This window comes from Lysinibacillus sp. NPDC056185, from assembly GCF_047737915.1.
Taxonomy (GTDB): Bacteria; Bacillota; Bacilli; order Bacillales_A; family Planococcaceae; genus Lysinibacillus.
The window spans coordinates 1-25,158 of the sequence record NZ_JBLLLQ010000003.1; the positions used below are offsets into that span (position 1 = coordinate 1).

23 protein-coding genes are annotated in these 25,158 nt (G+C 35.9%); 18 read left to right on the forward strand and 5 right to left on the reverse strand.

Translation table 11 applies throughout. The features are described from left to right. Nucleotides 1-280 precede the first annotated feature (280 nt). Both ACMZ42_RS04035 and ACMZ42_RS04040 read left to right on the forward strand, forming a co-directional pair. Nucleotides 281-658, forward strand: coding sequence for a GntR family transcriptional regulator (locus ACMZ42_RS04035; protein WP_370047444.1), 378 nt, complete (start codon nucleotides 281-283; stop codon nucleotides 656-658). Nucleotides 659-768: 110 nt separating this feature from the next. Next, nucleotides 769-1,380 carry an ABC-2 transporter permease gene (locus ACMZ42_RS04040; protein ID WP_415730671.1) on the forward strand — a complete coding sequence of 204 codons (612 nt, stop codon included), beginning with the start codon at nucleotides 769-771 and terminating at the stop codon, nucleotides 1,378-1,380. 22 nt (nucleotides 1,381-1,402) lie between these two features. Here ACMZ42_RS04040 and ACMZ42_RS04045 read toward each other — a convergent pair whose 3' ends face one another. Next, nucleotides 1,403-3,037 (reverse strand): hypothetical protein, encoded by a 1,635-nt coding sequence (locus ACMZ42_RS04045; protein WP_415730672.1) that lies wholly within the window; start codon nucleotides 3,035-3,037, stop codon nucleotides 1,403-1,405. A 2-nt stretch (nucleotides 3,038-3,039) separates the two neighbouring features. After that, the gene (locus ACMZ42_RS04050) at nucleotides 3,040-3,816 is read right to left on the reverse strand and encodes an ABC transporter ATP-binding protein (protein WP_402873278.1); all 777 of its coding nucleotides are present in this window, start codon (nucleotides 3,814-3,816) and stop codon (nucleotides 3,040-3,042) included. Between the two features lie 606 nt (nucleotides 3,817-4,422). On the opposite strand from ACMZ42_RS04050, the gene ACMZ42_RS04055 reads away from it, so the two are divergent. From ACMZ42_RS04055 to ACMZ42_RS04105, 11 genes are all read left to right on the forward strand, one after another. Next, on the forward strand, nucleotides 4,423-5,574 hold the full coding sequence (locus ACMZ42_RS04055; protein WP_415730673.1) for a Gfo/Idh/MocA family protein: 1,152 nt from the start codon (nucleotides 4,423-4,425) through the stop codon (nucleotides 5,572-5,574). Nucleotides 5,575-5,592: 18 nt separating this feature from the next. Further along, nucleotides 5,593-6,585, forward strand: a complete 993-nt coding sequence (locus ACMZ42_RS04060; protein WP_370077306.1) for an ABC transporter permease — start codon at nucleotides 5,593-5,595, stop codon at nucleotides 6,583-6,585. A 13-nt stretch (nucleotides 6,586-6,598) separates the two neighbouring features. Further along, complete coding sequence (locus ACMZ42_RS04065; RefSeq protein ID WP_415730674.1) at nucleotides 6,599-7,477, forward strand: carbohydrate ABC transporter permease; 879 nt, start codon at nucleotides 6,599-6,601, stop codon at nucleotides 7,475-7,477. Nucleotides 7,478-7,501: 24 nt separating this feature from the next. Next, complete coding sequence (locus tag ACMZ42_RS04070; protein WP_415730833.1) at nucleotides 7,502-9,115, forward strand: extracellular solute-binding protein; 1,614 nt, start codon at nucleotides 7,502-7,504, stop codon at nucleotides 9,113-9,115. 256 nt (nucleotides 9,116-9,371) lie between these two features. After that, nucleotides 9,372-10,037 carry a YesL family protein gene (locus ACMZ42_RS04075; protein ID WP_415730675.1) on the forward strand — a complete coding sequence of 222 codons (666 nt, stop codon included), beginning with the start codon at nucleotides 9,372-9,374 and terminating at the stop codon, nucleotides 10,035-10,037. After that, nucleotides 10,034-11,212, forward strand: coding sequence for an N-acetylglucosamine-6-phosphate deacetylase (nagA, locus tag ACMZ42_RS04080; RefSeq protein WP_415730676.1), 1,179 nt, complete (start codon nucleotides 10,034-10,036; stop codon nucleotides 11,210-11,212). The genes ACMZ42_RS04075 and nagA overlap by 4 nt, the downstream gene beginning before the upstream one ends. A 70-nt stretch (nucleotides 11,213-11,282) precedes the next feature. Continuing rightward, nucleotides 11,283-12,014 (forward strand): GntR family transcriptional regulator, encoded by a 732-nt coding sequence (locus tag ACMZ42_RS04085; protein ID WP_370077300.1) that lies wholly within the window; start codon nucleotides 11,283-11,285, stop codon nucleotides 12,012-12,014. Nucleotides 12,015-12,564: 550 nt separating this feature from the next. Further along, nucleotides 12,565-13,407, forward strand: a complete 843-nt coding sequence (locus tag ACMZ42_RS04090) for a class II fructose-bisphosphate aldolase (RefSeq protein WP_415730677.1) — start codon at nucleotides 12,565-12,567, stop codon at nucleotides 13,405-13,407. Next, nucleotides 13,404-14,342, forward strand: coding sequence for a 1-phosphofructokinase (gene pfkB, locus ACMZ42_RS04095; RefSeq protein ID WP_415730678.1), 939 nt, complete (start codon nucleotides 13,404-13,406; stop codon nucleotides 14,340-14,342). The genes ACMZ42_RS04090 and pfkB overlap by 4 nt, the downstream gene beginning before the upstream one ends. A gap of 11 nt (nucleotides 14,343-14,353) precedes the next feature. Continuing rightward, nucleotides 14,354-15,367 carry an SIS domain-containing protein gene (locus tag ACMZ42_RS04100; RefSeq protein WP_415730679.1) on the forward strand — a complete coding sequence of 338 codons (1,014 nt, stop codon included), beginning with the start codon at nucleotides 14,354-14,356 and terminating at the stop codon, nucleotides 15,365-15,367. 118 nt (nucleotides 15,368-15,485) lie between these two features. Beyond that, nucleotides 15,486-16,361, forward strand: a complete 876-nt coding sequence (locus ACMZ42_RS04105; RefSeq protein WP_415730680.1) for an ROK family protein — start codon at nucleotides 15,486-15,488, stop codon at nucleotides 16,359-16,361. A 476-nt stretch (nucleotides 16,362-16,837) separates the two neighbouring features. Here the strand turns inward: ACMZ42_RS04105 and ACMZ42_RS04110 are convergent, their stop codons facing one another. Then, entirely contained in the window at nucleotides 16,838-17,935 is a 1,098-nt protein-coding gene (locus ACMZ42_RS04110) for an ABC transporter ATP-binding protein (RefSeq protein ID WP_415730681.1), read from the reverse strand. Nucleotides 17,936-18,019: 84 nt separating this feature from the next. Continuing rightward, nucleotides 18,020-18,925, reverse strand: a complete 906-nt coding sequence (locus ACMZ42_RS04115) for a PucR family transcriptional regulator (RefSeq protein WP_402873259.1) — start codon at nucleotides 18,923-18,925, stop codon at nucleotides 18,020-18,022. Nucleotides 18,926-19,305: 380 nt separating this feature from the next. Between ACMZ42_RS04115 and ACMZ42_RS04120 the strand changes: the two genes are divergently transcribed. The 4 genes from ACMZ42_RS04120 to ACMZ42_RS04135 all read left to right on the forward strand — a co-directional run bounded on the left by ACMZ42_RS04120 (nucleotide 19,306) and on the right by ACMZ42_RS04135 (nucleotide 23,159). Next, entirely contained in the window at nucleotides 19,306-20,007 is a 702-nt protein-coding gene (locus tag ACMZ42_RS04120; RefSeq protein WP_415730682.1) for a class I SAM-dependent methyltransferase, read from the forward strand. A gap of 12 nt (nucleotides 20,008-20,019) precedes the next feature. Next, nucleotides 20,020-20,532, forward strand: a complete 513-nt coding sequence (locus ACMZ42_RS04125) for a GrpB family protein (RefSeq protein ID WP_415730683.1) — start codon at nucleotides 20,020-20,022, stop codon at nucleotides 20,530-20,532. A gap of 265 nt (nucleotides 20,533-20,797) precedes the next feature. Beyond that, nucleotides 20,798-22,246 carry a PLP-dependent aminotransferase family protein gene (locus ACMZ42_RS04130; protein ID WP_415730684.1) on the forward strand — a complete coding sequence of 483 codons (1,449 nt, stop codon included), beginning with the start codon at nucleotides 20,798-20,800 and terminating at the stop codon, nucleotides 22,244-22,246. A gap of 4 nt (nucleotides 22,247-22,250) precedes the next feature. After that, nucleotides 22,251-23,159: a D-alanine--D-alanine ligase gene (locus ACMZ42_RS04135; protein ID WP_415730685.1), complete on the forward strand. Its 909-nt coding sequence runs from the start codon at nucleotides 22,251-22,253 to the stop codon at nucleotides 23,157-23,159. Nucleotides 23,160-23,353: 194 nt separating this feature from the next. Here ACMZ42_RS04135 and ACMZ42_RS04140 read toward each other — a convergent pair whose 3' ends face one another. Then, entirely contained in the window at nucleotides 23,354-24,193 is an 840-nt protein-coding gene (locus ACMZ42_RS04140; protein WP_370077281.1) for a YitT family protein, read from the reverse strand. Between the two features lie 317 nt (nucleotides 24,194-24,510). On the opposite strand from ACMZ42_RS04140, the gene ACMZ42_RS04145 reads away from it, so the two are divergent. Beyond that, nucleotides 24,511-25,149 carry a DUF2975 domain-containing protein gene (locus tag ACMZ42_RS04145; protein WP_415730686.1) on the forward strand — a complete coding sequence of 213 codons (639 nt, stop codon included), beginning with the start codon at nucleotides 24,511-24,513 and terminating at the stop codon, nucleotides 25,147-25,149. Nucleotides 25,150-25,158 lie beyond the last annotated feature (9 nt).

Here is a 25,158-nt window from a genome sequence, read left to right on the forward strand (position 1 = left end):
TGTTTTGAACAGTTCTCAAGATTGGGGTATCCCATTACCCCTCCCTATCCAGTGCATATAGCAGATAGGGCTACACCCTGCATGGGCTTTCTCGTTCGGAAAATCTGTAATCTTTATGTGGAAAGACATTATAAATCTAAATGACTATATATTTCTCTGAATGTCCAAGCATAAGTACAACTGACGAATAATTAGCATGCTGAAATAAAAACTGCTCATGCTAACGGAATAACCATCGTCTTCTGTGCTGATCACATAAAAATAAAGAAGAGGTATTTGCATGCAAATTATTATTTCAAACAGCTCAAAAGAACCGATTTATGAGCAAATTTATACTCAAATCAAAAAGCTAATTTTATCAGGTGAATTACAAGAGGGGCAGTCATTGCCGTCTATGCGACAGCTTGCAAAGGATTTAGAAATTAGCGTTATTACAACAAAACGCGCTTATGAAGAGCTAGAGAAAAACGGATTTATTTATTCTATTGTGGGGAAAGGTTCGTTCATCTCAGAACAAAATAAGGAAATGATGAGAGAAAGAAAAGTAAAAGTAATCGAAGAAAATCTATTGATTGCCATCCAAAATGCTAAAGAAATGAACATTGGCTTAGCAGAGCTCAAAGAAATGCTCACACTATTGTATTCAGAGGATGAGTGATGGAGACAACTGCTAAATTCGTGTGGTGAATATATTTAGAAATGCGGTTATTGTGAAAAGGTCTACCCTCGAAGATAGTATGTAATATACGAAAAAAGGAAGGTACTTGGATGATTAACCTTATACTTAAGGATTTTTTAATACAAAAGAAATTAATTTTATTTTACATTGCTACTATAATAATCTACTTATTGGCAGGTGCACCCCTAATATTTTTGGGATTTCTTTATAGTGTAATATATATACTAAATGCTTTCGCTTACGATGAAAAAGACAATGCTAATATTTTGCTCAATTCTCTGCCATATACGAGAAAGGAAATTGTCAGTTCAAAATATATAGGTTCACTGATATTTACAACAGTATTTGTTTTCATGATTTATGTGGGAGATTTCCTTATAAATGGAAAAGGGGATCTTTTTATTTGGAAAGAAATGTTGCTTATTATTGGTCTAGTTATGGTCGCTATATCATTCATGTTTCCAATCTCCTATAAATTTAAAACGCAATATTTATTGATTGCTTCAGGTGTTTTATTTGGTATTTATATGTTAACGATTAGTTTACTAGTTCCTATAAATGATATATTAAGAGAACTAACACGAAAGTTCTTGACTCTACAAGAAACGCAAATGTATTTTGTAGCTAGCATTACGGTTATTATTTTATTTATTGGGTCGTGGCTACTATCTATTCGTATATATGAGAGAAAAGCTTTTTAAAATAAACGGCTTGAGCTCAGGCTCAAGCCGTTTTCGTACGCTTAAAAGCAAGCTTCCATAGAACGAAGTTCGTGAGGACAAGCATGAATAAGTAAATGATTGCTCCATAAGTAGTATGAGTAGTCAGGAAGTAATGCAGTGCCGCCAGAACACCTAATGGGATAAGCAATATAACGGTTTTCCAGCTCTGGGCATCGCCAACTTCATTATAAGGCTTTGTGAAAGGAATTACGCTTCCCATGCCGATGTAGCAAATAACGGTGAACATGCAGCTTGCTACTAAAACAATTAATAAATCTGGGATAATTCTCGTACCATAAATGAAGCAGAAAATGATGCTTAGAAAAATATACAATGGAATATACAACTTAATCAAAAAGGCTTTTAAGGTACCTTTTTTCAAGTTTGTATAATCTATAATTGGAAAGACTTTATAGATCCAAGCCGCTTTATATTTTCCTGAATGTCCAAGCAAAAGCACAGCTGACGGAATAATTAGCATGCTGAAATAAATATTTAAATAGCCCATGCTAACGGCATAATCAACAGTTTCGGACCTTGAAAAAGAAAACATAAAAATAAATGGAATGACAAAAGAAAATCCTAAAGATGGATATACTTTCAGTTTAAACTCTCGCTCCTGTTTCATCATAAGAGAAGCGAAACGGTAGAAAGCTCTTTCTTCATGAGTTCTACAAATGATTGTTAACAAAAGGGTCTTAAGTCGATTGTTCTTCTCTTTTTTCGATTTGCTTGTGTTTAATAGTTTTTGTAGATTACGTTCAAAGGTTGGAACCAGCTTTAGATAAAGCCATATCGAGATGATTGGCATGACAATAGCAAATATACTGAACACCACTGTAAATAAAGAGTTGTTACCGTTTAGCAGTAGTTCATAAGGAGCGGAAAACCACATAGGAATTAGAAAAATACTCCACCAATGAAACACTACCGCCATATCAAAATTAACGAATTCAAAGGATCTAATAAGAACTTGATAGCCAATCATCATCATTAATGATAAGCCGATTTGTACATAATTGATGATGTCTTTCAGCTTTTCTCCATCAAAGAATCTTAAAATAGCAATATATAAAATAGCGGTTAATACAACAATAAAAACATTAATTAAAACGAGTAAGAGCACAGTTAAAATGAAGAATACAATCCCTTGATTATATAGGCCCACCATAAGGGGAATGGCAGTGAATGCAATAGTTAAATACGTCAAGTAAATGAAAATATGCATAAATTTGGCTGCATTGATCGTTTTAGCAGAGATAGGCTTGGTCGATAGGATACTTCTGTCCCGTACATCCAAAAGTACTGAAGAAAAATCAGAAATCAATGTGGTCATGATGATAAAAATAATCATTGCATAAGCAATACTCATCTGGAAAAGATAGTTTTGACCAAACCCCATAAAAGGAACCAACATAAGCCCCATTAAAACATAAATCCATAAAGATTTGATGTAGCCATTCTTTTGCTTTTTGTTGTTTTTATTTGACGCTTGGTTAAATATGGTCGGTACTTTACGCTCATCCATTGTTAGTTTAATATGGAGGATCTTTCTCATGATCTCGTAATCGATGCCCATTTTCACAAAAACAAATTGAATCTTATCAAGTAGTTGAAGCGTTTTGAAATCTTTCATGATCATACCTCTTGCACAATAGAAACGAATTTCTCACCAATTTCCTGATGATCATGGAAGCCTGTCAATTGGTTGAAAATCTTTTCCAGAGTTCCTTCGGTATTGTCTGCCTGTAGTTGGGCAAATGTCCCATCGGCAGCGATTTTCCCATCATTCAGCAGGATGATGCGACTACTGATTTTTTCGACAACATCCATAATATGAGAGGAATAAAATATTGTTTTTCCTTGGGCAGCTAGTTGAATCAAAATCTCTTTAAAGATCATCACACTATTCGCATCTAATCCATTGATCGGTTCATCTAAAAATAACAAATCGGGATTATGTATAAGGCTAGCGATAATTAATAGCTTTTGCCGCATCCCTTTTGAATAAGAAGATATCCTTGAATGATACGCTTCACCAACACCAAACAATTCCATTAAGGATTTTGATTTATCCGCAACGACTTCTAATTCAAGGCCATAAAGCTGGCCGATGAAGGTTAAATACTCGTAACCAGATAAATTATCATAAACATCTGCTATTTCTGGTACATAGCCAATACGCCGTCTATATTCAATGCTGTCTTTTCCAATATTCTCCCCGAAAAGCTTAATTTCTCCACCGTAATCGCCTTCGATCCCCAAAATGATTTTGACAGTGGTACTTTTACCTGCACCGTTTGGACCGATATAACCAATTATTTCTCCTCGCGAGACGTGCAAGTCGATTCCTTTTAATATTTCCTTACTACCATAACGCTTCGTCAAATTCGTAATCGTCAAGATTTCTTCCATGTTGCAACTCCTTTCGGTTGATCCTATATTAACCGGCAGTAATTTATCTGGTACCGTCTGGAAAATCTCGATTGGTGAAGACTAATAATCGGTGGAGGATGAAGAAACGCCACCAATTAGAGTTTCACCTTATCTTATGTTTAGTGTAATCGATTTAGATAAAATATCCACAAATATTATGTAATGTATAATAAGTGGGATAATATCCCTGTCGTTATATTATATAATCTATTGATGACCATTATAAGTTAGAAATTTTGGTTTATTGTGAGGGAATTATATCTTTTATGCTGAGAGGGTTGAGCTTTTAGAGATGTATTGAATATTCTGTATTCGCAGATGAGTCAACTTTTTTCGAAGAGATTAATAGCAAAAAAATTATATAATATGACTAAATTTGGGGTATTGACATATTTATGGTTAGAATTATATATTTATTTCAGCGTAATTTTTGGAATATTCACTATACTATTTCGGTCTAACTTGTACCTACAACGTGTTGACATGTAGTTGTGTTGTTGTGGATGATTTTTAAAATCAGTATCAAATGTAAACGTTTACTTAATACAATTGATTGAATGCAAGATTTTTAAAGGGGGAAAATCAATGAAGAAAGTACGCATTGGAGTAATTGGAGCTGGATTAAGAGGAGGTTTAGCTCAATATTGGCATAAGCCTGATGGAGAATCAGAAATTGTTGCTTTGGCTGATATTTCTCAAGAACGTTTAGATAAATTTCAAGAAAAATTTGAAACACCTTTATTTTTAACGAAGGATTATAAGGAATTATTAACAAGAGACGATATTGATGCTATTGCAGTTTTATCACCGGATTATTTACATGAAGAACATATTATTACTTGTTTAGAAGCAGGAAAGCACGTATATGCTGAAAAACCTTTAGCGATTACAGTGGAGGGTTGCGATCGAATTTTAGATATATGGAAAAAATCAGGGAAACATCTAATGGTCGGTTTTAATATGCGATATATGGCGATGTATCAAACGATGAAAGGCTTAATCGATTCAGGTGCTATTGGAGAATTAAAAGCCATATGGGTCCGCCACTTTGTTGGCTTTGGCGGTTACTTCTATTATCATGATTGGCACGGCAATTCCAAAAATACAACATCTCTATTACTGCAAAAAGGCTCACATGATTTAGATGTGATTCATTGGATTTCTGGAAAACATGCGACGAAAGTATCTGCATTTGGTAGCTTAGATTATTACGGTGGAGATAAACCAAATACGTTAACATGTCCGACATGTGATCAGAAAAAAACATGTCCAGAATATGTCCCACATACATTCACGGAATGTGCGTTCCGAGAAGAAATTGATGTTGAGGATAATAACATGCTCATTATGGAATTAGAGGGTGGCATAAAAGCTTCCTATTTACAATGTCACTTCACCCCAGATTATTCACGAAATTATACATTTATCGGTACGAAAGGGCGTATCGAAAATGATGATGTAAACAATAAAATTTATTTGAAGACGCGTAAATCTAATTCCTGGGAAGAGCTTAGTGATGTTGTTTATGAAATGAAACCCGAGGAAGGAAGCCATGGGGGAGCAGATCCTAAAATTGCGCAAGATTTCGTAGAGCTAATACTTTACAATAAAGAGCCTTTAACAACTCCATTTGCTGGTCGTATGAGTGTAGCAGTTGGCTGTGCAGCAACGGAATCACTCCGTAATGGGGGAAGAGTTGTTGAAATTTCACAGGAATCTACTATTCTACAGCATTGATAAATAGGGGGTGTATGTATGACGCTTTTGGATGAAACAACTGTTGAAGAAAAGCCATTTAAAACAAAGCGTTTGTTCAAAAAGCAATCAAAAGTAAAGAGGAATCACTGGGTAGAGTGGAAGAAGTCTATCAGGAAAAATTGGGAGCTTTATTTATTATTAGTCCCTGTCATCCTTTACTTTTTGATTTTCCATTATTATCCGTTATACGGCTTGCAAATTGCCTTTAAGGACTTTATTGCTACAAAGGGGATTACTGGTAGCCCATGGGTAGGTTTTAAGCATTTTGAACGCTTCTTTGATAGTTATTATTTTTGGAGATTAATTAAAAATACAATAGGAATTGGTGTATTTACGTTACTAGTATCTTTCCCTGTACCGATTATTATTGCATTACTGTTAAATGAAGTGAAAAGTCTTCGCTTTAAAAAGTTTATACAGACAATTATTTATGCACCGCATTTTCTATCAACAGTAGTTGTAGTAGGTATGTTGTTACTTTTCTTAAAGTCAGACGGGATGATTAACCAAGTTATTACGTTGTTTGGTGGTACGCCGATTGATTTTATTTCGGAGCCAGCATGGTTTAAGTCAATCTATGTACTATCAGACGTATGGCAAACAATGGGGTGGAGTTCCATTATATATATTGCAGCGTTATCGGCGGTAGATCCAGCGCAGCATGAAGCAGCAATGATGGATGGGGCATCAAAATTTCAGAGAATTATTCATATTAACATCCCGGCGATTATGCCAACAATCGTTATCTTATTTATCTTGAACGTAGGATCAGTTATGGCAATTGGATTTGAAAAAGTATTTTTATTGCAAAATGATTTAAATATATCGACTTCGGACGTCATTTCAACCTTTGTTTATCGAAGCGGGATTATAGAAGCGCAGTATAGCTTTTCAGCGGCTGTAGGCTTATTCAACTCTATCATTAACTTTATCCTTCTCATTATGGTAAACCAAATAGCGAAAAAAGTAAGTGATACAAGCCTATGGTAAAGGAGTGGTGAAATTGAAAGAATCGAAAGGCGATCGAGCGTTTACAATCTTTAATTATATTTTTTTAGCAATTGTTGCGATTATCGTTCTTTACCCATTGCTTTTTGTATTAAGTGCTTCATTAAGTAATCCGCAGTATGTTATCTCAGGTGATATGTGGTTATGGCCGAGGGAATTTACTGTCGAAGCATACAAAAAGGTATTTCAAAATCCAGATATTATTAATGGATTTATCAATACATTGAAGTACACATTTTTCGGAACGGTATTGAATGTTGTGATGACAATTTGTGCAGCCTATCCTCTTTCACGTAGAGATTTGAAAGGAAAAGGTTTCATTATGGCATTTATGGTATTCACGATGTTCTTCAGTGGAGGGTTAATACCAACATACTTATTAATTCGTGACTTAGGCATGATTAATACATTTTGGGTCATGATTATTCCGAATGCTGTTGCTGTATGGAACATTATTATTATGCGGACATTCTTCCAATCGATTCCTCATGAATTAGAGGAATCCGCAACGATTGATGGAGCAGGAAACTTTCGAATTTTATGGAGTATTGTACTGCCGCTATCATTCCCTGTTATGGCAGTAATGGTTTTATTCTACGCAGTAGGCCATTGGAACTCGTATTTTCAAGCTTTAATTTATTTACAAGACCAAAGCAAGTTTCCGCTCCAACTTATACTTAGACAAATCTTAATTCAAGGACAAGCCGATGATATGATTCAAGCAACTTCAGAAAGCTTTCTAGCTCAAAAACTTAGCGTTGAAGGGTTGAAATATGCTGTTTTAATCATTGCCAACCTACCAATGCTAATGCTTTATCCATTCTTACAAAGATATTTTGTAAAAGGTGTCATGATTGGTTCATTAAAAGGTTAAAGAATAGGAGCGATTTAAATGGCGATGAAAAAGAAACGTGTATATGGTTTGATGGCAACTATGATGTTAGCAGCTAGTATTTTAGGAGCTTGTTCAGATAATAAAGAAAATAAAGCAAGTACAAGCGGCAACGCCGACAATGTGAATGCTTCGGGGATGCCCATTGCTAAAGAAAAAATAGAAGTAGATGGATTTGCAGCTAAGTTTTTTGCTTCACAAGATTGGAATAGCTTAATGCTATGGGAAGAATATGAAAAAATGTCTAACATCCATATTAATTGGACAACAGTTCAAACAGAAGTATTAGCAGATAAAAAGAACTTACTTTTAGCAGCGGGGAACTATCCTGAAATTTTCTTTGCATCGGCATTCTCAAGAACTGATTTAATCAAGTATGGTCAGCAAGGCGTATTCCTACCATTAAATGATTATATTGATAAATATGCACCGAATTTCAAAAAGCTTTTAGAAGAATACCCGACTGTAAAGCAAGGTATTACGATGGCAGATGGAAATATTTATGGTTTCCCAACAATCTATGATCCAAAGTTTGAGTCGCTTCGTGTAGGGGCACCATGGATCAATCAGCAATGGCTAGATAAATTAGGCTTACAATCACCTGAAACGACAGAAGATTTATATAAAGTGCTTAAAGCATTTAAAGAAAACGATCCAAACGGTAACGGTCAACAGGACGAGCAAGGCTGGGGATCTGGTTATGGAATTAAGCAATTTATTGATTATTTAAGAGGTTCATTCGGCTTAAACAAACAAGGAACGATGAATCTGAATTTAGACTTTAAAGAAGGAACTGAAGAATTCCGCTTCGTTCCAACAACAGACGAATACAAACAACTACTTGAATTTTTAAACAAATTGTATAGCGAGGATTTAATCAATAAAGATGTTTTCACAACAGAGCCTCAAAAATTCGCTGCTGAAGCAGGTAAAGGGACTTTCGGTATGCTAAGTGAAGTAGATCCGAAAGAATTGTTCAAATTAGATGGTTATGTAGGTGCGCATGTATTAGAAGGCCCTAATGGAGATCGTCAATTTACAGCAATGTCTAACGGTCTTGGTAATTTAGGAATGTTTGTTGTCACAGATAAAGCGAAAAACCCTGAAGCGATGGTACGTTGGATTGACCATTTATACGGTGATGAGGGAACAAAAATGTTCTTCATGGGCTTTAAGGGTGTAACTTACGAGGAAGATGCAGCTGGTAATGTAAAGTATGTAGATAACATTACCAACAGCCCTGATGGTAAAAACTTAGATCAAGCAATAAGTGACTACCTAACATGGCCAGGCGGTTACTACCCTGGAATCGTTACACAAAAGTATTTCCAAGGGGCAGAAGCTAAAGAAAATTCAATTAACAATGCTAAGCAAGTAATGCCATATGCATTGAAAGATGAAGACATTATTCCAGGCTTGAACTTCACATTAGAGGAAAATGATCAAGTGTCAGCTATATTAACAGACATTCAAACATATGTGGATGAGATGACAGCAAGCTTTATTACAGGTAAGACAAGCTTCGACAAATGGGATGACTATAAGAAAACAATTGAGAAGATGGGCTTAGAGAAATATATGGAAGTAGCTCAAGCAGCATATGACCGTACAAAAAAATAAAGTGTAGCTTCATACAGTCGGTGTCATCTCATTGAATGATAAAAGAACACAAGCTAAAACTCTCACTTCCTATGAAAACGCTTGTGTGACCAACAACCTATTGTCTGGAACTAATCGAACATTTACTGGCAGTTGAGCTTCAATTTATTCATTCTTTTGATGTAGATGCCTGACTGCCGGTTAATGTGGGATAAGAAAGAGACATACGCGGCGAATTTAGTCGTGCATGGATTTCTATTGTAGGGAGGCAAAGTAAATGAAATTTGAAGGATGGAAAGGGAAATTATACTGGACAGTTGAGTTAATAACATTGTTAGCAGTGTTACAGTTAATGTGGATTGGCTTAACCTTACTTGGACTTATTTTATTCGGAATTACTCCCGCAACTGTTGCGATGTTTACAACATTACGTAAAAGGTTGCAAGGGGAGGACGATTTAAAAATACTTGTCAAAACATATTGGAAGACATATAAAATAGAGTTTATTTCATCGAATAAAATAGGTATTGTTATTTTAGGTATCGGCTATTTTTTAACAATTAATTTCCAAATAATTTCGTCGTTTCATGGGATGATAGGTTTACTATTGCTTACCTTATTTGTAACGATTAGTATTCTATTTTGCATTATGGTATTGAATATTTTTCAAATTTACGCTCATTATGAGCTACCATCCATCCGTTACTTTGCTGTTTCGATATTATTTAGCGTAGCATACCCACTTCAAATGATCGGCTCTATTGTAGGGATTGCCGTATTATATCGCATTTTTAGTTGGATTCCAGGATTATTGCCGTTTTTCGGCGTTAGTTTAACAGCTTTATTTTTATCTTGGATGTCATCGCATATTTTCAAAAAGAAAACGGAAGCTGAAGCACAAATAAAATCAGAGCATTATCCCAATGAAGGGGTGACTTCATGAACAAGACATGGATCATTCATGCCAATATTGTGATGGAAGACGGCATTTTAGCGAATGGTTTTTTACAAATGGTAGATGGGGAAATTGCAGTAATCGATCAAATGAATAATTGCCCTCCATTGATATCGTCTGACAATATTATTGATTGTCAGCAACAAGGCTATATTATTCCCGGGATGATCGATATACATGTACACGGTGCTTTAGGGCATGACTTTATGGATGGCGTCCCTGCTGATTATGCAAAAATTGCAAAATATTTAGCAAGCGAAGGTGTAACAGCCTTTTTAGCAACAACGACGACAAGCCCTATGTCAGAAATTGAAGCTGCTATCGAAGCACTTGCGTTTTATAACAAAGAACAGCCTACTGCGGTAGCTGAAATGTTAGGAATTCACCTGGAAGGTCCATTTATCAATCGATCAAAAAAGGGAGCGCAGCCAGAGGAATCAATTTTAAAACCAAATGCTAGGCAATTTAATGATTTATACGACAAGTCAAATCAATTAATTCGCTTGGTTACATTTGCACCAGAGGAAGATGTGAATTTTGAATTACTTCGGGCATTGAAAAGTAAAGATGTGATCGCATCTATTGGTCACTCCGATGCTAACTATGATATGACTATCTGTGCCATAAGAGCAGGTATTACACATGCAACCCATCTATTTAATGGAATGAGAGGCATTCATCATCGCGAACCAGGTGTTGTAGGGGCAGTGCTATTAGAAGATGATGTCTATGTTGAACTGATTCCAGATAATATACATTTTCATAAAGATTTGCTGTTGATGATTCGTAAAATGAAAGGTTTGAATCGCATGCTTGTCATTACTGATGGTATGCGTGCAAAGGGAATGCCAGACGGTATTTATACATTAGGTGGCGAAGAAGTAGAGGTGTTTGATAATCGCTGTATTCAACGTAAAACAGGCTCCTTAGCAGGAAGTGTGTTGAATATGAATACAGCAAGAAAAAACATAGAAGAGTGGCTGACACTTTCACTAATCGAACAAGTTCGTCTCGTTTCTCTAAATCAAGCAATCCATTTAGGAGTTTCTGATCGTAAAGGCTCTCTCGCTATAGGGAAAGATGCAGATGTTGTTTGGCTTAATGCTGAGGGGGAAATAGAGAAAACCTTTTGCTTAGGGAATCTTGCCTATGAAAAGAATTGATATATCGATAGGCATCTTTTTGATTAGATGATATATTGATAACAAAACCTAGGAGAAGGATGAGTAGAAGATGAAACCGTTAGATCAAGCTAGTGTAATCCCGCTATATCATCAATTGAAACAAAGATTATCTGCTAAGATTCAATCGGGTGAGTGGAAGCCAGAGGATAAAATTGATTCTGAAAATCAATTGATGGAGATGTTTCGCGTCAGTCGAAATACTGCAAAGAAAGCAATAGAAGAATTAGTACAAGAAGGAAAATTATACCGTATTCAAGGGAAAGGAACTTTTGTCGCGAAGCCAAGGTTTGAACAATCGCTGGGTGGTTTTTATAGTTTTAGTCGTGTGCTTCAAGAAAAAGGTCTAAACCCAAGAGATGAAGTGCTTGAGATTCAGGAAGTATTCCCTTCAACTAAGGTTAGACACAGTCTTGAATTAGGTGAAGATGAACAAGTCATTGAAATGAAACGCTTACGTTTTGCAGATAATGAACCAATTGTTTTAGAATCATCATTTTTACCTAAAAGTATCATCAAGGATAGTGAAATATTACATGAGGTTAGTTCCTCTTCCTTGTATAGCCTATTAGCACAACGTTTTGACATTATCGTTGTGAGGGCAAAAGAAGCTTTCGAACCTGTTCTCATTAGTAGAGATGAGGCGCATTTGTTGAAAACGGAGGCAGGAAAACCCGCTTTATTACTAGAACGTACTGCATTTGATACTTCAGGAAAGCCAGTCGAATTTTGCATTTCAATAGTAAGAGGCGATCGCTGCCGGTTTTATACAGAATTAAATTAAACTCATAGTTACTCTCTATGAGTTTCATAGTGTTAAAAAATAAAAAGTCCAAGGAATCTTTGCGAATGCTGGTATTTTAAATGTGGGTTATTTCTGTTTCTCTGACTACTCGCTGAGGATCGAGTGCTTTTTCCGCTTACGTTGCTTCTGACACTTTGCTTTCGCACAGACGTGAAGAAGTTCCGTTTATCGTTATAAAAATGGAGTATCATGCTAAGTGTAGTGTTTGATTGGAGTGCAAGACTGAGCGACTCCTTGGCAATCACAGAGAGGATTCTGCTTCAAACTTATAGAGGAACGAAGGCTAAAAGTATCGTGTCCTGTGATAACGCCTTCGTACCTAACATCCTTTTGGCCTAAACTGCTAATCGGGCGACTCTGGAAAGTGCTCAGTCGGAACGGAAATCAACCCATTTGTTTTGTCGGTGAGTTCATAATTTATAGGCATCTTAAGCTCATAGACATAATTGTTTTTAATAATGTCACATAAGTTATCTGAATTTTTATACTATAAATCATACCAACAACCCATTGAGGGAGGAACTCGATTATGCCACTAGTAACGACGAAAGAAATGTTAGAAGACGCTTATAGAAATAATTATGCAATTGGTGCTTTCGGGGCGCATAATTTGGAAATTATTAAAGCGGTTATTGCAGGAGCAGAGAAAGTAGGTGCACCTGTTATTTTACAAACGACTTCAAGCACTTATAAATACGTAGAAATGCATTATATGATTGCGCTTGCCAAAACAGCTGCTGAACAAGCAAAAGTACCAGTAGCCCTACATTTAGATCACGGTGAGTCATATAAAGTTGTAATGGAATGTTTACGAGCAGGCTATACGTCGGTGATGATTGATGGTTCTACATTGCCCTTTGAGGAAAATATTAATCTTGTGAAAAGAGTTGTAGATGCTGCAAGTGCAATTAATGTACCTGTCGAAGCAGAGCTTGGAACAATTGGTGGTGTAGAAGATGATGTAACGGTTGACGAAAAAATGGCCTTTTTCACTGATCCTAAACTAGCTGAACGCTTTGTGAATGAAACAGGTATCCAATCGTTCGCGCCAGCTTTTGGCACAGCACACGGTAAGTATAAGCAAGAACCACAGCTACAATTCGAACTACTGCAGGAAATTCACCGTGCTACAAATGTGCCATTAGTAATGCATGGTGCATCAGGTGTACCAGAAGAAAGCGTACGTAAATCTTTAAATTGCGGTATTGCGAAAGTGAATTTTTCAACAGAGCTAAAAGATTTATTTGCCGAGCAATTAAGAGCCTTCTTTTTAGAAAATCCGACAGAAAATGATCCTAGAAAGTATTTTCTTCCTGCACGGGAGGCATTAATTGAGTTAGTAGAGCAAAAGATTGTGATGTTACAAAAATGATTACGACGATAACTTTAAATGCAGCTATTGATCAAGTATATGAAATGAATTCTTTAATGCTTGGTGAGACAAATCGTGTATTGCAGAAGCTGCAGCAAGGTGGAGGAAAAGGCATTAATGTCGGACGCGTCATTCAAACGCTAGGTGGTGAAGTGTTCGTTGGTGGTTTCGTTGGTGGACTAAATGGGGAAAAAATAAAGGCACTTTTAAAGGAAGAGAAAATGCAAACAGGATTTATTCAAATAGAAGGTGAAAGTCGAATTTGCCTAACCGTTTCAAATAAGCAAACGAAGGAAATGACCGAGCTTTTAGAAGACGGACCAACGATTCACCAGCATGAATGGCAAGAAATGCTGAATTGGATTGAAACCCAAACGGAGTGTTCTGAATATTTCGTGCTCTCAGGAAGTCTACCTAAGGGTGTACCGATGGCTGCTTATGCAATGATTATTCGATTATTAAAACAAAAAGGTGTTCGGGTTGCTCTCGATACGAGCGGAGAAGCTTTGAAGCAAGGCGTTGAAGCAATACCTTTTATCATTAAACCTAATGAGGATGAAATTGTTCAATTAATCGGGAAGCAGGCTGTAGCACAAGACGACTTAATTCAAGCTGGTGAAAAAATACAGGATTTAGGAATTGAGCATGTATGTTTTTCGTTGGGCGAAAAAGGCGCTTTATTTGTTAATCGTTCAGGGGTTTATCAAGTAAATGCACCGAAAATTAATGTTGTAAATACAGTTGGTAGCGGTGATGCGTTTTTAGGAGGACTTGTCTATAAGCTTTCAGAAGGTGTGGACTGCACAGAGGCATATAAATGGGCTGTTGCATGTGGCTCTGCAAATGCAGGCGAAAAAGAAATTGCGAAAGTACAAAAGGGGACTGTTCAAAGTCTCATCAAAGAGCTACAAATAACTAAAATTAAAGAGAGATAGGGGTTTTATTTATGCACACATATAATGAGATTATGAAACAAGCTCAACAATTAGGTAAAACAAAAGAGATTGTTCAGTCGCTTACATTCAATGAAGATCCTATAGACATAGTTCTTTTCACAGGATGTGGAACATCATTTTATTTAGCAATTGCAGCAGCACGTTATTACCAATCTGCTACAGGAGAAGTAGCAGTAGCAGTCCCAGCATCTGAGCTATTTTTACACACGGATACTCATATTCTATCAAATAAAAAGTATAATATTATCGGTATTTCACGCTCAGGAACAACTTCTGAAATTATTATGGCATTGGAGCATTTGAACGGAGTAGAGAATATACGTACAATGGCAGTTACGTGTAATGGTGATACACCATTGGCTGAAGTAGCAGATGAAGTGATTGCCTTAAACGATATTTCAGAAAAAAGTGTTGTAATGACGCAATCATTTTCTAATATGTTATATGCGCTGCAACTATACGCGGCAAAGATTAGTCAATGTGCTGAATTGATGAAACAATTAGAAAAAATCCCTGCACTTGTTAAAACGGCATTAGGCAATGGGGAGCAGTTAAAGCAAGTGACAGAGGATTTAACGAAAAAGCGCTTTATCTTTTTAGGGTCAGGTGCTTATAACGGATTAGCTAAAGAGGCAACGTTAAAGCTAAAGGAAATGACACAAACAGAATGTGAAAGCTATTCTAATTTAGAATTCCGCCACGGCCCAATTTCTATTGTCGATAAAGAAACGGTTGTTATTTTATTTACACAAAACGAAACCAAGGACTTCGATCAAGCGTTAATAAAGGATATTCAAAAGCTTGGTGGTTTTGTTGCTGTAATTGGTATAGCATCAGCAGACTTGGAATCAGATTTAATCATTAGACTTTCAGAAGAAATAGATGACTTGAATCGACTTGTTGAAGTAGTTCCATATTTCCAATTGTTAGCGTATCAACGTGCAATATTCAAAGGCTATGATCCAGATAAACCACGTAATTTAACGCAAGTGGTAAGCCTTTAAATGAAACACTTCACTCAGTGAATAGGTAAAAGTTATTGTGTAATTAACGTCCAGTTATCCCGAATCAATCAGACACTACTGGTCGTTAATAAGGGATAAGAAAATTGGCGGTGAAAAGATGAGTTACATTTTAGTAGCAGACGTAGGTGGAACAAAATTAGCAGCGGCTTTATTTGATATACATCAGCAATTGTTGAGCACAAGAGAAGTGGCTAGTGATAAAACAAATCGAGAAGCTTTGTTTGCTTGTTTGATTGATAGCTTTGCACAGCTATGTGCAGAAAAGGAAGTTACTTTTAATGAAATTTCAAAGGTATCTATTGGTGTGCCTGGTATCGTTGATATTGAAAAAGGTATCGCGGTTTATCAAAATAATATACCTTGGGAGAATTTTCCGATTTGTACGCGTTTAACTGAAGTGTTCCCACATGCTCATATTAAAATGGACAACGATGTGTATATAGCAACATGGGGAGAATATCGAGCTAGAGAGTTCTCCAAAGAAACGATGGTATATGTTACATTAAGCACCGGTATTTCTTGCTGTACGGTTGTCAATGGTGAATTTTTAAGGGGAACCGGATTAGCTGGTGAAATTGGCTTTAGTATTGTCTATAATGACGGAACTACACTAGAAGAAAGTGTAGCTGGACCAGCAATTGAAAAATTAGGGAGAAAGCTACTCGGTGATTCTGAGATATTATTGAAGGATATTATGGAACTTTACTACAATGGAAATCCGATCGTCGATAAGATTTTGGAGCCATTAGTCCAATCCGTAGAGAAACAGTTACAGCAAATAATTTTTCTGCTTGATCCACATTGTATCGTTTTAGGAGGAGGCTTTTTTAATCATCATCCTAAAATCATTGACTATATTAAAGAAGCGATTCAGCAGCGTTTTGTAGGGACACCTTTTGCAGGGAAAGAGCAAATCATTGAAGGCAGCATTCATAAAGGTGAAGCGGGTCTTTACGGAGCAGCGATAAAATAACAAAAGGCAGTAAACAAATGAAAGTTTGTTTGCTGCATTTTTCTATTAATAATGTTAAAGGATACGAAGGTGAAATTTACGCAGGTTTCTGCGGGAAGAGGCGGATTTATCAAGTATGCCTCGGCATACTTGTGTCCGGAATCGACTGTATGCTTAGGCCTGCAGATGTTTTTTGTGCGAAAGCGAAGCGACAGCAACAACGTGTTTTTGTCTGTGCGAAAGCGAAGCGACAGCAACAACGTGTTTTTGTCTGTGCGAAAGCGAAGCGACAGCAACAACGTGTTTTGTCTGTGCGAAAGCGAAGCGATAGCAACAACATGAGGGCCGACACGATGTAGGTCATTTCGGTAATGCCACAGGACGTGGCGTTTTTACCGATGCAGGTCGGTTAGTCGTTATCGCATGGATGCGATAACGGCTAACATCCTATATGAACACCTTTACGATTTCCGTAGCATCCGCCAGAGGCTTTAACCTTAACGAATGCGTTTCTCTGTTTCTAAGTCAAAGAAATGAACGCGTGACATGTCAAATAGTAGATGTGCGACCTGACCTTGTGTAATTTTTGTATCGGAGTTCACCCGCGCGATATAAGGCTGACCATTTAATTGCGCATGTAACATCAGCTCAGCACCTGTTAATTCTGATACTTCAATATTCGCGTCAACTGCTGTGAAGAACGGTTCGGGATTTACAGAAGATTTTTCATAAATATGCTCTGGTCGAATGCCAAGAAACAGTTCTTTTTGTAAATAACCTCGTTCTTTTAATAATTTACTTTTTTCTGCTGGAATAGTTAGTGTAATATCATCAATCTGAATCCCATTTTCTTGGAATACTCCTTTAAAGAAGTTCATTGATGGTGAGCCGATAAAGCCACCAACAAATTTGTTCTCTGGTGTTCCATATACTTCTTCAGGTGTCCCGATTTGTTGAACTATACCATCCTTCATTACAACGAGACGAGTGGCCATTGTCATCGCTTCTGTCTGATCGTGTGTTACGTAAATAGTAGTCGTTTTTAATCGTTGGTGAAGCTTTGTAATTTCAGCGCGCATTTGTACGCGAAGCTTTGCATCTAAATTGGACAGAGGCTCGTCCATTAAGAAAATATTTGCATCGCGGACGATTGCTCGACCGAGTGCTACACGTTGACGCTGCCCACCTGATAGAGCTTTCGGCTTGCGATCTAAATACTTTTCTAAATCGAGAATTGCAGCTGCATTGTGGACACGCTCTTTTATTTCCTGCTTAGAAAACTTGCGAAGCTTTAAGCCAAATGCCATATTATCGTATACTGTCATATGCGGATATAGTGCGTAGTTTTGGAAAACCATCGCGATATCTCGATCCTTAGAAGGTACATTGTTCATTTTCTTGCCATCTATTAAAAAATCACCAGACGAAATTTCCTCTAAGCCGGCAATCATTCGTAATGTTGTCGATTTCCCACAACCGGAAGGCCCAACAAGCGCAATAAACTCCCGATCTTGAACCGCTAAATTAAAGTCAGATACAGCTGTTACACCGCCATCATATGTTTTAATAATATTTTTAAGTATGATTTTTTCCATGTTTATAGCCCCTTTGTTTGTTTTTTTAAGTGTATAAAAAATGTAGGGGAAAACTAAATATTTAAAATGCATAATTTTCAGTCATTATTTTTGTGCATTTTGTAATTTTGATCGAAGAAAGCTAGCAATATAGACGAGTATAGCGCCGTCTAGATTTTTTGTAGAAATATTTGTTGTTTCTTGAAATTTTGCTAAACGGTAATTAAGAGTATTTCGATGAATATGTAGTTTTTTTGATGTCAAAGAAATATTTAAACCACATTCGTAAAATGTCTTGACTGTGTCAAGCAACTCCATATCAGACTGCAAAGGTATTAAAATTTGTTCCTCTATAAATTTCAATATGGAAGTAGGCATTTGTTGCGTTAATAAAATAGGGAATATCGTTTCAAATGAATAAAACTGTTCAGCATTTTTATAATGTAAGCATTCCTCGAACCATTGAGCTTCTCGTTGGAACTTACTTGGGAATTGCTTATTTATTTCATAAGCTTCGCCTTGATACAAATGGATTTGAACGAAAAAATCTGTTTCAATTGTGCGAATAAGTGCAATGAAATCTTCCTTTTTATTAATCGAACTATCCATAGCCTCAATTAATAGAAAGCGATTTGTTGCAACCTGAAGTACTACCGTATCTTGCTGGAAAAAGTTCAAAGTAGCTTCTTTTAATTCTTCAGCAGGAGGATTATCATTTAAAAAGATGAGCTGAATAACGCGAGCTTTGCTATATGATAGCCTAGATGGTATGTCACCGTTCAAATATAAAAATTCATACCAGATTTCCGATGGTTGAGATATTGTGGAAGTGATCTCAGTATAAAAAACAGTGAGCCATTGGTAGTCACGCTGTGAAATCTCTTGCTTTGAAACAGAAAACCATTCATTTGCTTGTTGATGGTAGAAATAAAAAAAGTCATACATTAACTCAGTTGGCTTTGTTCGATAATGACGGTAAGTAGAAAACAATGCTTTGAGATTTAAGTTCATTAGATAACTCCTTCCTTTGATATTCTGTAACCAAATATGAATTGCTCCCTTACAAGCAGACAGTGGAAATAATAAACAGATTTTAAGCGGTTTGAGCCATGTAGTCCAATGGCTTAAGCCGTTTAGCTCTTTTTTGGAATGTTCTTATTTTTGTTGTTGACGTGCGGTGGAGACATTTACGATAAGCAGTGTGAGAAATGCTAGCCATTTCAGTGTAACATTTTGTATTTCAATGAACATTAAGAAGTGTCAAAACTAATAGGAGGAGAGATAGTTATCTATATTCGGAAGAAAGATTGATAACATTCTTGGAGGAATATACCATATAATAAAGAGAAAGAATATTTAGTTTTTAGATAGATGCAAATTGGAGGCGTAAAATGCTAATCAAATCAAATGAACAATTGCTAGTTGTATTAGATAATTTATTACGTGAACCGCAGGGATTTTGGGATAGATTTTATGATCAAACATTTAAAAAGGTACCTTTTTTTGTTAATAAACCTGATGAAAATCTAGTAAGCTATTTTGAAAAAAAGGTGATTCAGCCAGATAAAGTTTTAGAGTTAGGCTGTGGCGCTGGACGAAATGCCATTTACTTAGCAAAACAAGGCTGTTCAGTTGTTGGTGTCGACTTATCGGATCATGCATTGCAATGGGCGCAAAAAAGGGTTGATGAAGCAGACGTAAATGTAGATTTCATTTGTGCTAATATTTTTGAACTGAATCTACAAGAAGAGAGCTTTGATTTTATTTATGATTCAGGTTGTTTTCATCATATAGCACCTCATCGTCGTGTGACGTATATTGAATTGATTCATAAATTATTAAAGCCTAATGGTTACTTCGCTTTATGCTCATTTGAGGAACATGGTGCATATGGTGGTTCCGCCATCTCAGATGAAGAAGTATATAGAAAACGTAGCTTAGAAGGCGGATTAGGGTATACCAAAAATCAACTAAAAGAAATATTTCAATCATTAGAAGAAATAGAAATACGGAAAATGATAGCCATATCTGATGAAGATCAATATTTCGGTCTAGAAGGATTTTTAGTAGGTTTATTTAAAAAGAATCAATGAGGAGGTAAGCTTGTGCGGAAAATTAAAGTTCAGCTTTCCGAATATAATCCACATTGGGAGCAACAATATGCATTTGAACAAAACGAAATTGGAAAAGCTTTAGGTGATAGTGCTATTCGTATTGAGCATATTGGAAGTACATCGATAAAGGGACTAAAAGCGAAACCGATTATTGATATTCTTGTTGGTGTTCGGAGTTTAGATGAAGTGCTGAGCTTCATAGACGCTTTAAGTAAAATTGACTATGAATATGTACCGAAACTACAGTTTAAGGATAGAAGATTTTTTAGAAAGGGATTGTGGGAGCAGGGAACAATCCATTTACATATTTGTGAATATAACAGTAATGAATGGACTGAAAAATTACTTTTCCGTGATTATCTAAGAGCACATCCCCAAGCAGCAAATGAATATGCGGTATTAAAAAATCAATTAGCGTCTAAATATCAATTTGATCGATCGACATATACAAAGGAAAAAGAGCCGTTTATCCAAATGATCATCCAAAAGGCTAAGATGTTGTGAATAAAAGGCTTTGAGATTAGGTCCTTTCAATTATTCCCGGGAAATAATTATGATTAATTGCTTAAAGAACGGGATGATAGAAAGGACTTCAAAATGTATTTTTATCCTCAATTATAATTAGCCTATAATAGGTGCAATTCTTCATTTTGAAGGATTGCATTTTTTACGAGCTAGAAATCGTACCACAAGGAAGGAAAAATCCCTATACTGTGGACCTTTTGAGTTGGATACAGTTATGTAAAAATAAAGCAAGGGGGTACAGGAAGTGTTTAATGATTTTAAGCTTAACGATGATCGTCCGGTTTATATTCAATTAAAAGATTATTTGAAAGAAAAGATTGTGAAGGGACACTTGCTGGAGCATCAAAAGCTTCCATCTACCCGTGAACTTAGTAAATTATTATCGATCAGTAGAAATACGGTACTGAATGCATATGCAGATTTAGAGCAAGAGGGCATGATCTATGCTGTAAAAGGAAAAGGTAATTTTGTAGGGAAAGTCGAAACGTTGAAAGCTTCATCTGTCGAATTTAATTGGAAGGAGAGGCTGAATAACGTTACTTTGTTAGCTGATGAATTAGATTTAATGAAGCAAGATATTCATTGGGAAAAAGGTATGATTTCCTTCAATAGTGTTGCCCCTGAAGAAAAGCTTTTTGATGTTGAAAATTTTAAAAGAGCTTTTTTGACCCGTATGTCCCTTGAAGGAGATGTCGTGTTGAATTACGGATACGCAAAAGGCTATAAACCTTTAATCGAGTACCTTCTTCACTATATGGAAATGAAGGGTGTAGATACTTCCAATAAAGATATTTTAATTACGAATGGCTTTACCGAAGGCTTGGATATTTTATTATCTTCTTTAAGTAAAAAATCCGGACGTGTTATTTGCGAAAACCCTACTCACCATGCGGCATTAAAGCTTTTTCGCTTACACGGATTTGACATCCACGGAATCGACATGAAGGATGATGGTATCGATATTGAACAAGTTAAGAAAAGCTTATCGGAAAAGGATTTTGATTTTGCCTACTTAATCCCGTCCTATCATAATCCGACAGGTATTGTGACATCTTCTGAAAAAAGAGCTGAAATTATTAGGCTTTTTTCGCAATATCAAATTCCGATTGTGGAGGATGGCTTTAATGAGGAATTACGTTATTCAGGCTCACATTTAGCACCGCTAATGACTTTTATCGGTGAGGGCAACAATGTTATTTATATTAGTAGCTTTTCTAAAATTCTATTTCCGGGCTTACGTGTTGGATGGATATTAGCTGATAAGGAACTCATCCACTGTCTGGAAAGTATGAAAAGAGCACGTACTATTCATACATCAACATTAGATCAGGCTGTGCTTTATCAATATTTACAGGATGGTTATTTTGAAAAATATTTAAAAAAGGCAAAGTTCGTATATAAGAAAAAATATGAATTAGCCCGTCAAGCTTGCCATCAATACATTCCTTTTAAAAGACTGACAGGAGATGGTGGGCTTCATCTCTTTATTGAGCTAGAAGAAGGAATGGATGCTCGTACACTATTGAAGAAGTGCTATCAAAGGGGAGTTGTCTTTTATCCTGGAGACGTTTTTTATAGCAATGGCGAAGGCAGTAACACATTTCGATTAGGATTTTCTCGGCTAAAAGAAGAGGATATTGTGCGTGGCATTAAGATTATTGGTGATACTTTGAAAAATGAAATAGGGAGTTGAACATATGAAAGTTGGCGTTATTATGGGGGGCATTTCCTCAGAAAAGCAGGTCTCTATCATGACAGGGGAAGAAATGATCGCTCATTTAGATAAGAGTAAATACGAAGTGGTAGCTATTGAACTAAATGAAAATAACACGTCAGAGCTTATTGAAAAGGTGAGAGATATTGATATTGCTTTAATAGCATTACATGGCAAATTTGGAGAGGATGGTACGATTCAAGGTGTACTAGAGGCTATGGGCGTTAAGTATACAGGTAGTGGTATACTTTCAAGTAGTATGTGTATGGATAAAAATATTTCGAAAAAAATTCTACGTTATGAAGGCATTGAAACACCGGATTGGCTCCATCATTCGAATATCGAGGAGCTTCAGTTTGATGAATTAGATAAGATGGGCTATCCGTTAGTAGTTAAACCTAATTCGGGTGGCTCCAGTGTAGGGGTAAAAATAGTTAATGATAAAGAGGCTTTACTCACTTCGGTTGAGGAAGTATTCAAATGGGATCCTGAAATCATTATTGAAAAATATATAGAAGGTGAAGAAATAACGTGCTCCATTTTAAACGGGGAGCTATTACCGATTATTTCAATTCGCCATACAGCGCAGTTCTTTGACTATAAAGCGAAATATGAGGATGCCGCTACGATAGAGGAGGTTGTAGAACTTCCACCTGCCATTCATGAACGTGTTGCTGAAGCCGCAAAAGCCTGCTATGGCGCATTAAGATGTAGTGTTTATGCCAGAATCGATATGATGATCAAGGATGGAATCCCATACGTCATGGAGGTTAACACATTGCCAGGTATGACAAAAAATAGCTTGCTCCCAAAAAGCGCACTCTCAGCAGGAATTACTTATATGCAACTTTTAGATAAGATTATTGAGATTTCCTTACAGGCTGAGGAGTAAAGGCTTCATCGCTGAAATTTTAGATGCATTTGTAAAATGTATACTATATATAAGTTGATTGGAGTGGAGGCTGGGCGACTCCTTAGGGATTAGTATGAATAGTGAAAGATTGTTCAATAGAAAAAACACCTCTATGTTGATTTTTAAAGGGATAATCCCCATTTTCAACAAAAGGTGTTTTCTTAGTTTCTTAATTACGCCTTAGATAATTCAATAAATCCATGTCCAAAAACATCTCGTACATCATGAATAGCAATAAAAGCATCCGTGTCTATTTCTTTGACAATTTTCTTTAACTTCACAACTTCCTGTTTACTAATAACAATGTACAGAATCTCTTTTTGTTCCTTCGTGTAATAGCCATGGCCTGATAGAACTGTCACGCCTCGATTCATAAAACCACTCACATGACTGGCAATCTCTTCTGGCTTATTCGAAATAATCGTAACTGCCTTTTTCGGGTTTACACCTTCAATAACAAACTCCATCACCTTTGTTCCGACATAAAGCATAATGACAGTAAGCATTAATGCTTCTGCTCCGATAATAAAGTAAGATGAAAAAGCTACAATTAAATCAAAAAACAATAAACCGTAACTAATACTCCAGCCTAAATATTTGTTCGTCATTCTAGCTAAGATTGTTGACCCTGCTGTTGTTCCACCAACTCTTATAATTAAGCCTATACCAACTCCAGCAAACACCCCGCCAAAAATAGCATTCACAATAATTTCATTTGAAGAAATCGACCACGATTCTGTTAAATGTAAAAACAGTGAATGAAGGGATACTGCAATAATCGTATAAATAGTCATTTGCCTACTTAAAAACTTATAGCCAACTACTAATAAAGCTGCGTTTAGCGCAAAGCTCACAATACTTGGCGACCATCCAAACAAATAATAGGCGATGATTGTTAAACCTGTTACGCCACCTTCACCTAAATCATTAGGTATAACAAATAAGTTTACAGCCAGTGCAAAAAGCATCGCCCCGATTGCAATCATTAAAAAATCCATAATGAACTTCTTCATATATACACCACCAAAACAAATTGATTTTTTCCTAAATACATACTATATCAAGTTCCAGACATTTCATATACTTTTTGGAATGTTCGTTTATGATAAATCTTATTCATGTTAGTATGTCCTTTATTGGAGAAAAAGTCGAATTGAAAAAAATAGTTCATGAAGCTGTTATTAAACATCGATGTGAAATCAGCTTATAATATATACTATATCCGAGCTTTAAGTATCTACAAAACGGAGGTGTGAAATAATATATCCTACAATAACTGGGGGAAGGAATATAAATAAAGAACAAATAATAAGGAGTGTTAGAAGCAGTTATGGATCAATCGTTAGCAATTCGTAATATTAAAATGAGTTTGAGAATATTAAATATATTATTAATAGCTACTATGGTAATCATAGCATCATGTATCTTATTACTCTTTGGGTTATTAGTTGTAGCTTTAACAGTCTCTGGTGAGAAGATTAATAAACTAGTTTTAGATTCTAACATTGACATTTCTTTTAAATTTAATGGATTAACTGTTTTTTTAAATAAAGATATAATGAATAATTTTGTTTATGATAAAAGTGAAACAATCGTATTAATTTTATTCTCGATGATCTTTACTTTGATTGTTATGTCAATTTTTATTTTATTATGGAAATTTGTTAAATCAGTCATTGTTGGGGATGTATTTACTCTTAAAAATAGTAAAAGAATAGAGCTAGTAGCATATAGTTTATTAATTTTAAGTTTTTTAAGTAATACGATTCAAGCATATATAGTTTCAACATTATTACATATGTTTTTAAACAATAATGAATTAGACAATATTGAATGGATTCAATCCGTTTCTTTTAGATTTTTTGATATAAATTGGAGCATACTACTATGTAGTTTTATAGTTTGGACAATTGGTAGGATATTTAGATATGGCTCTTTTTTGCAAGAAGAGTATGATGCAACAGTATAGGAAGTGAAG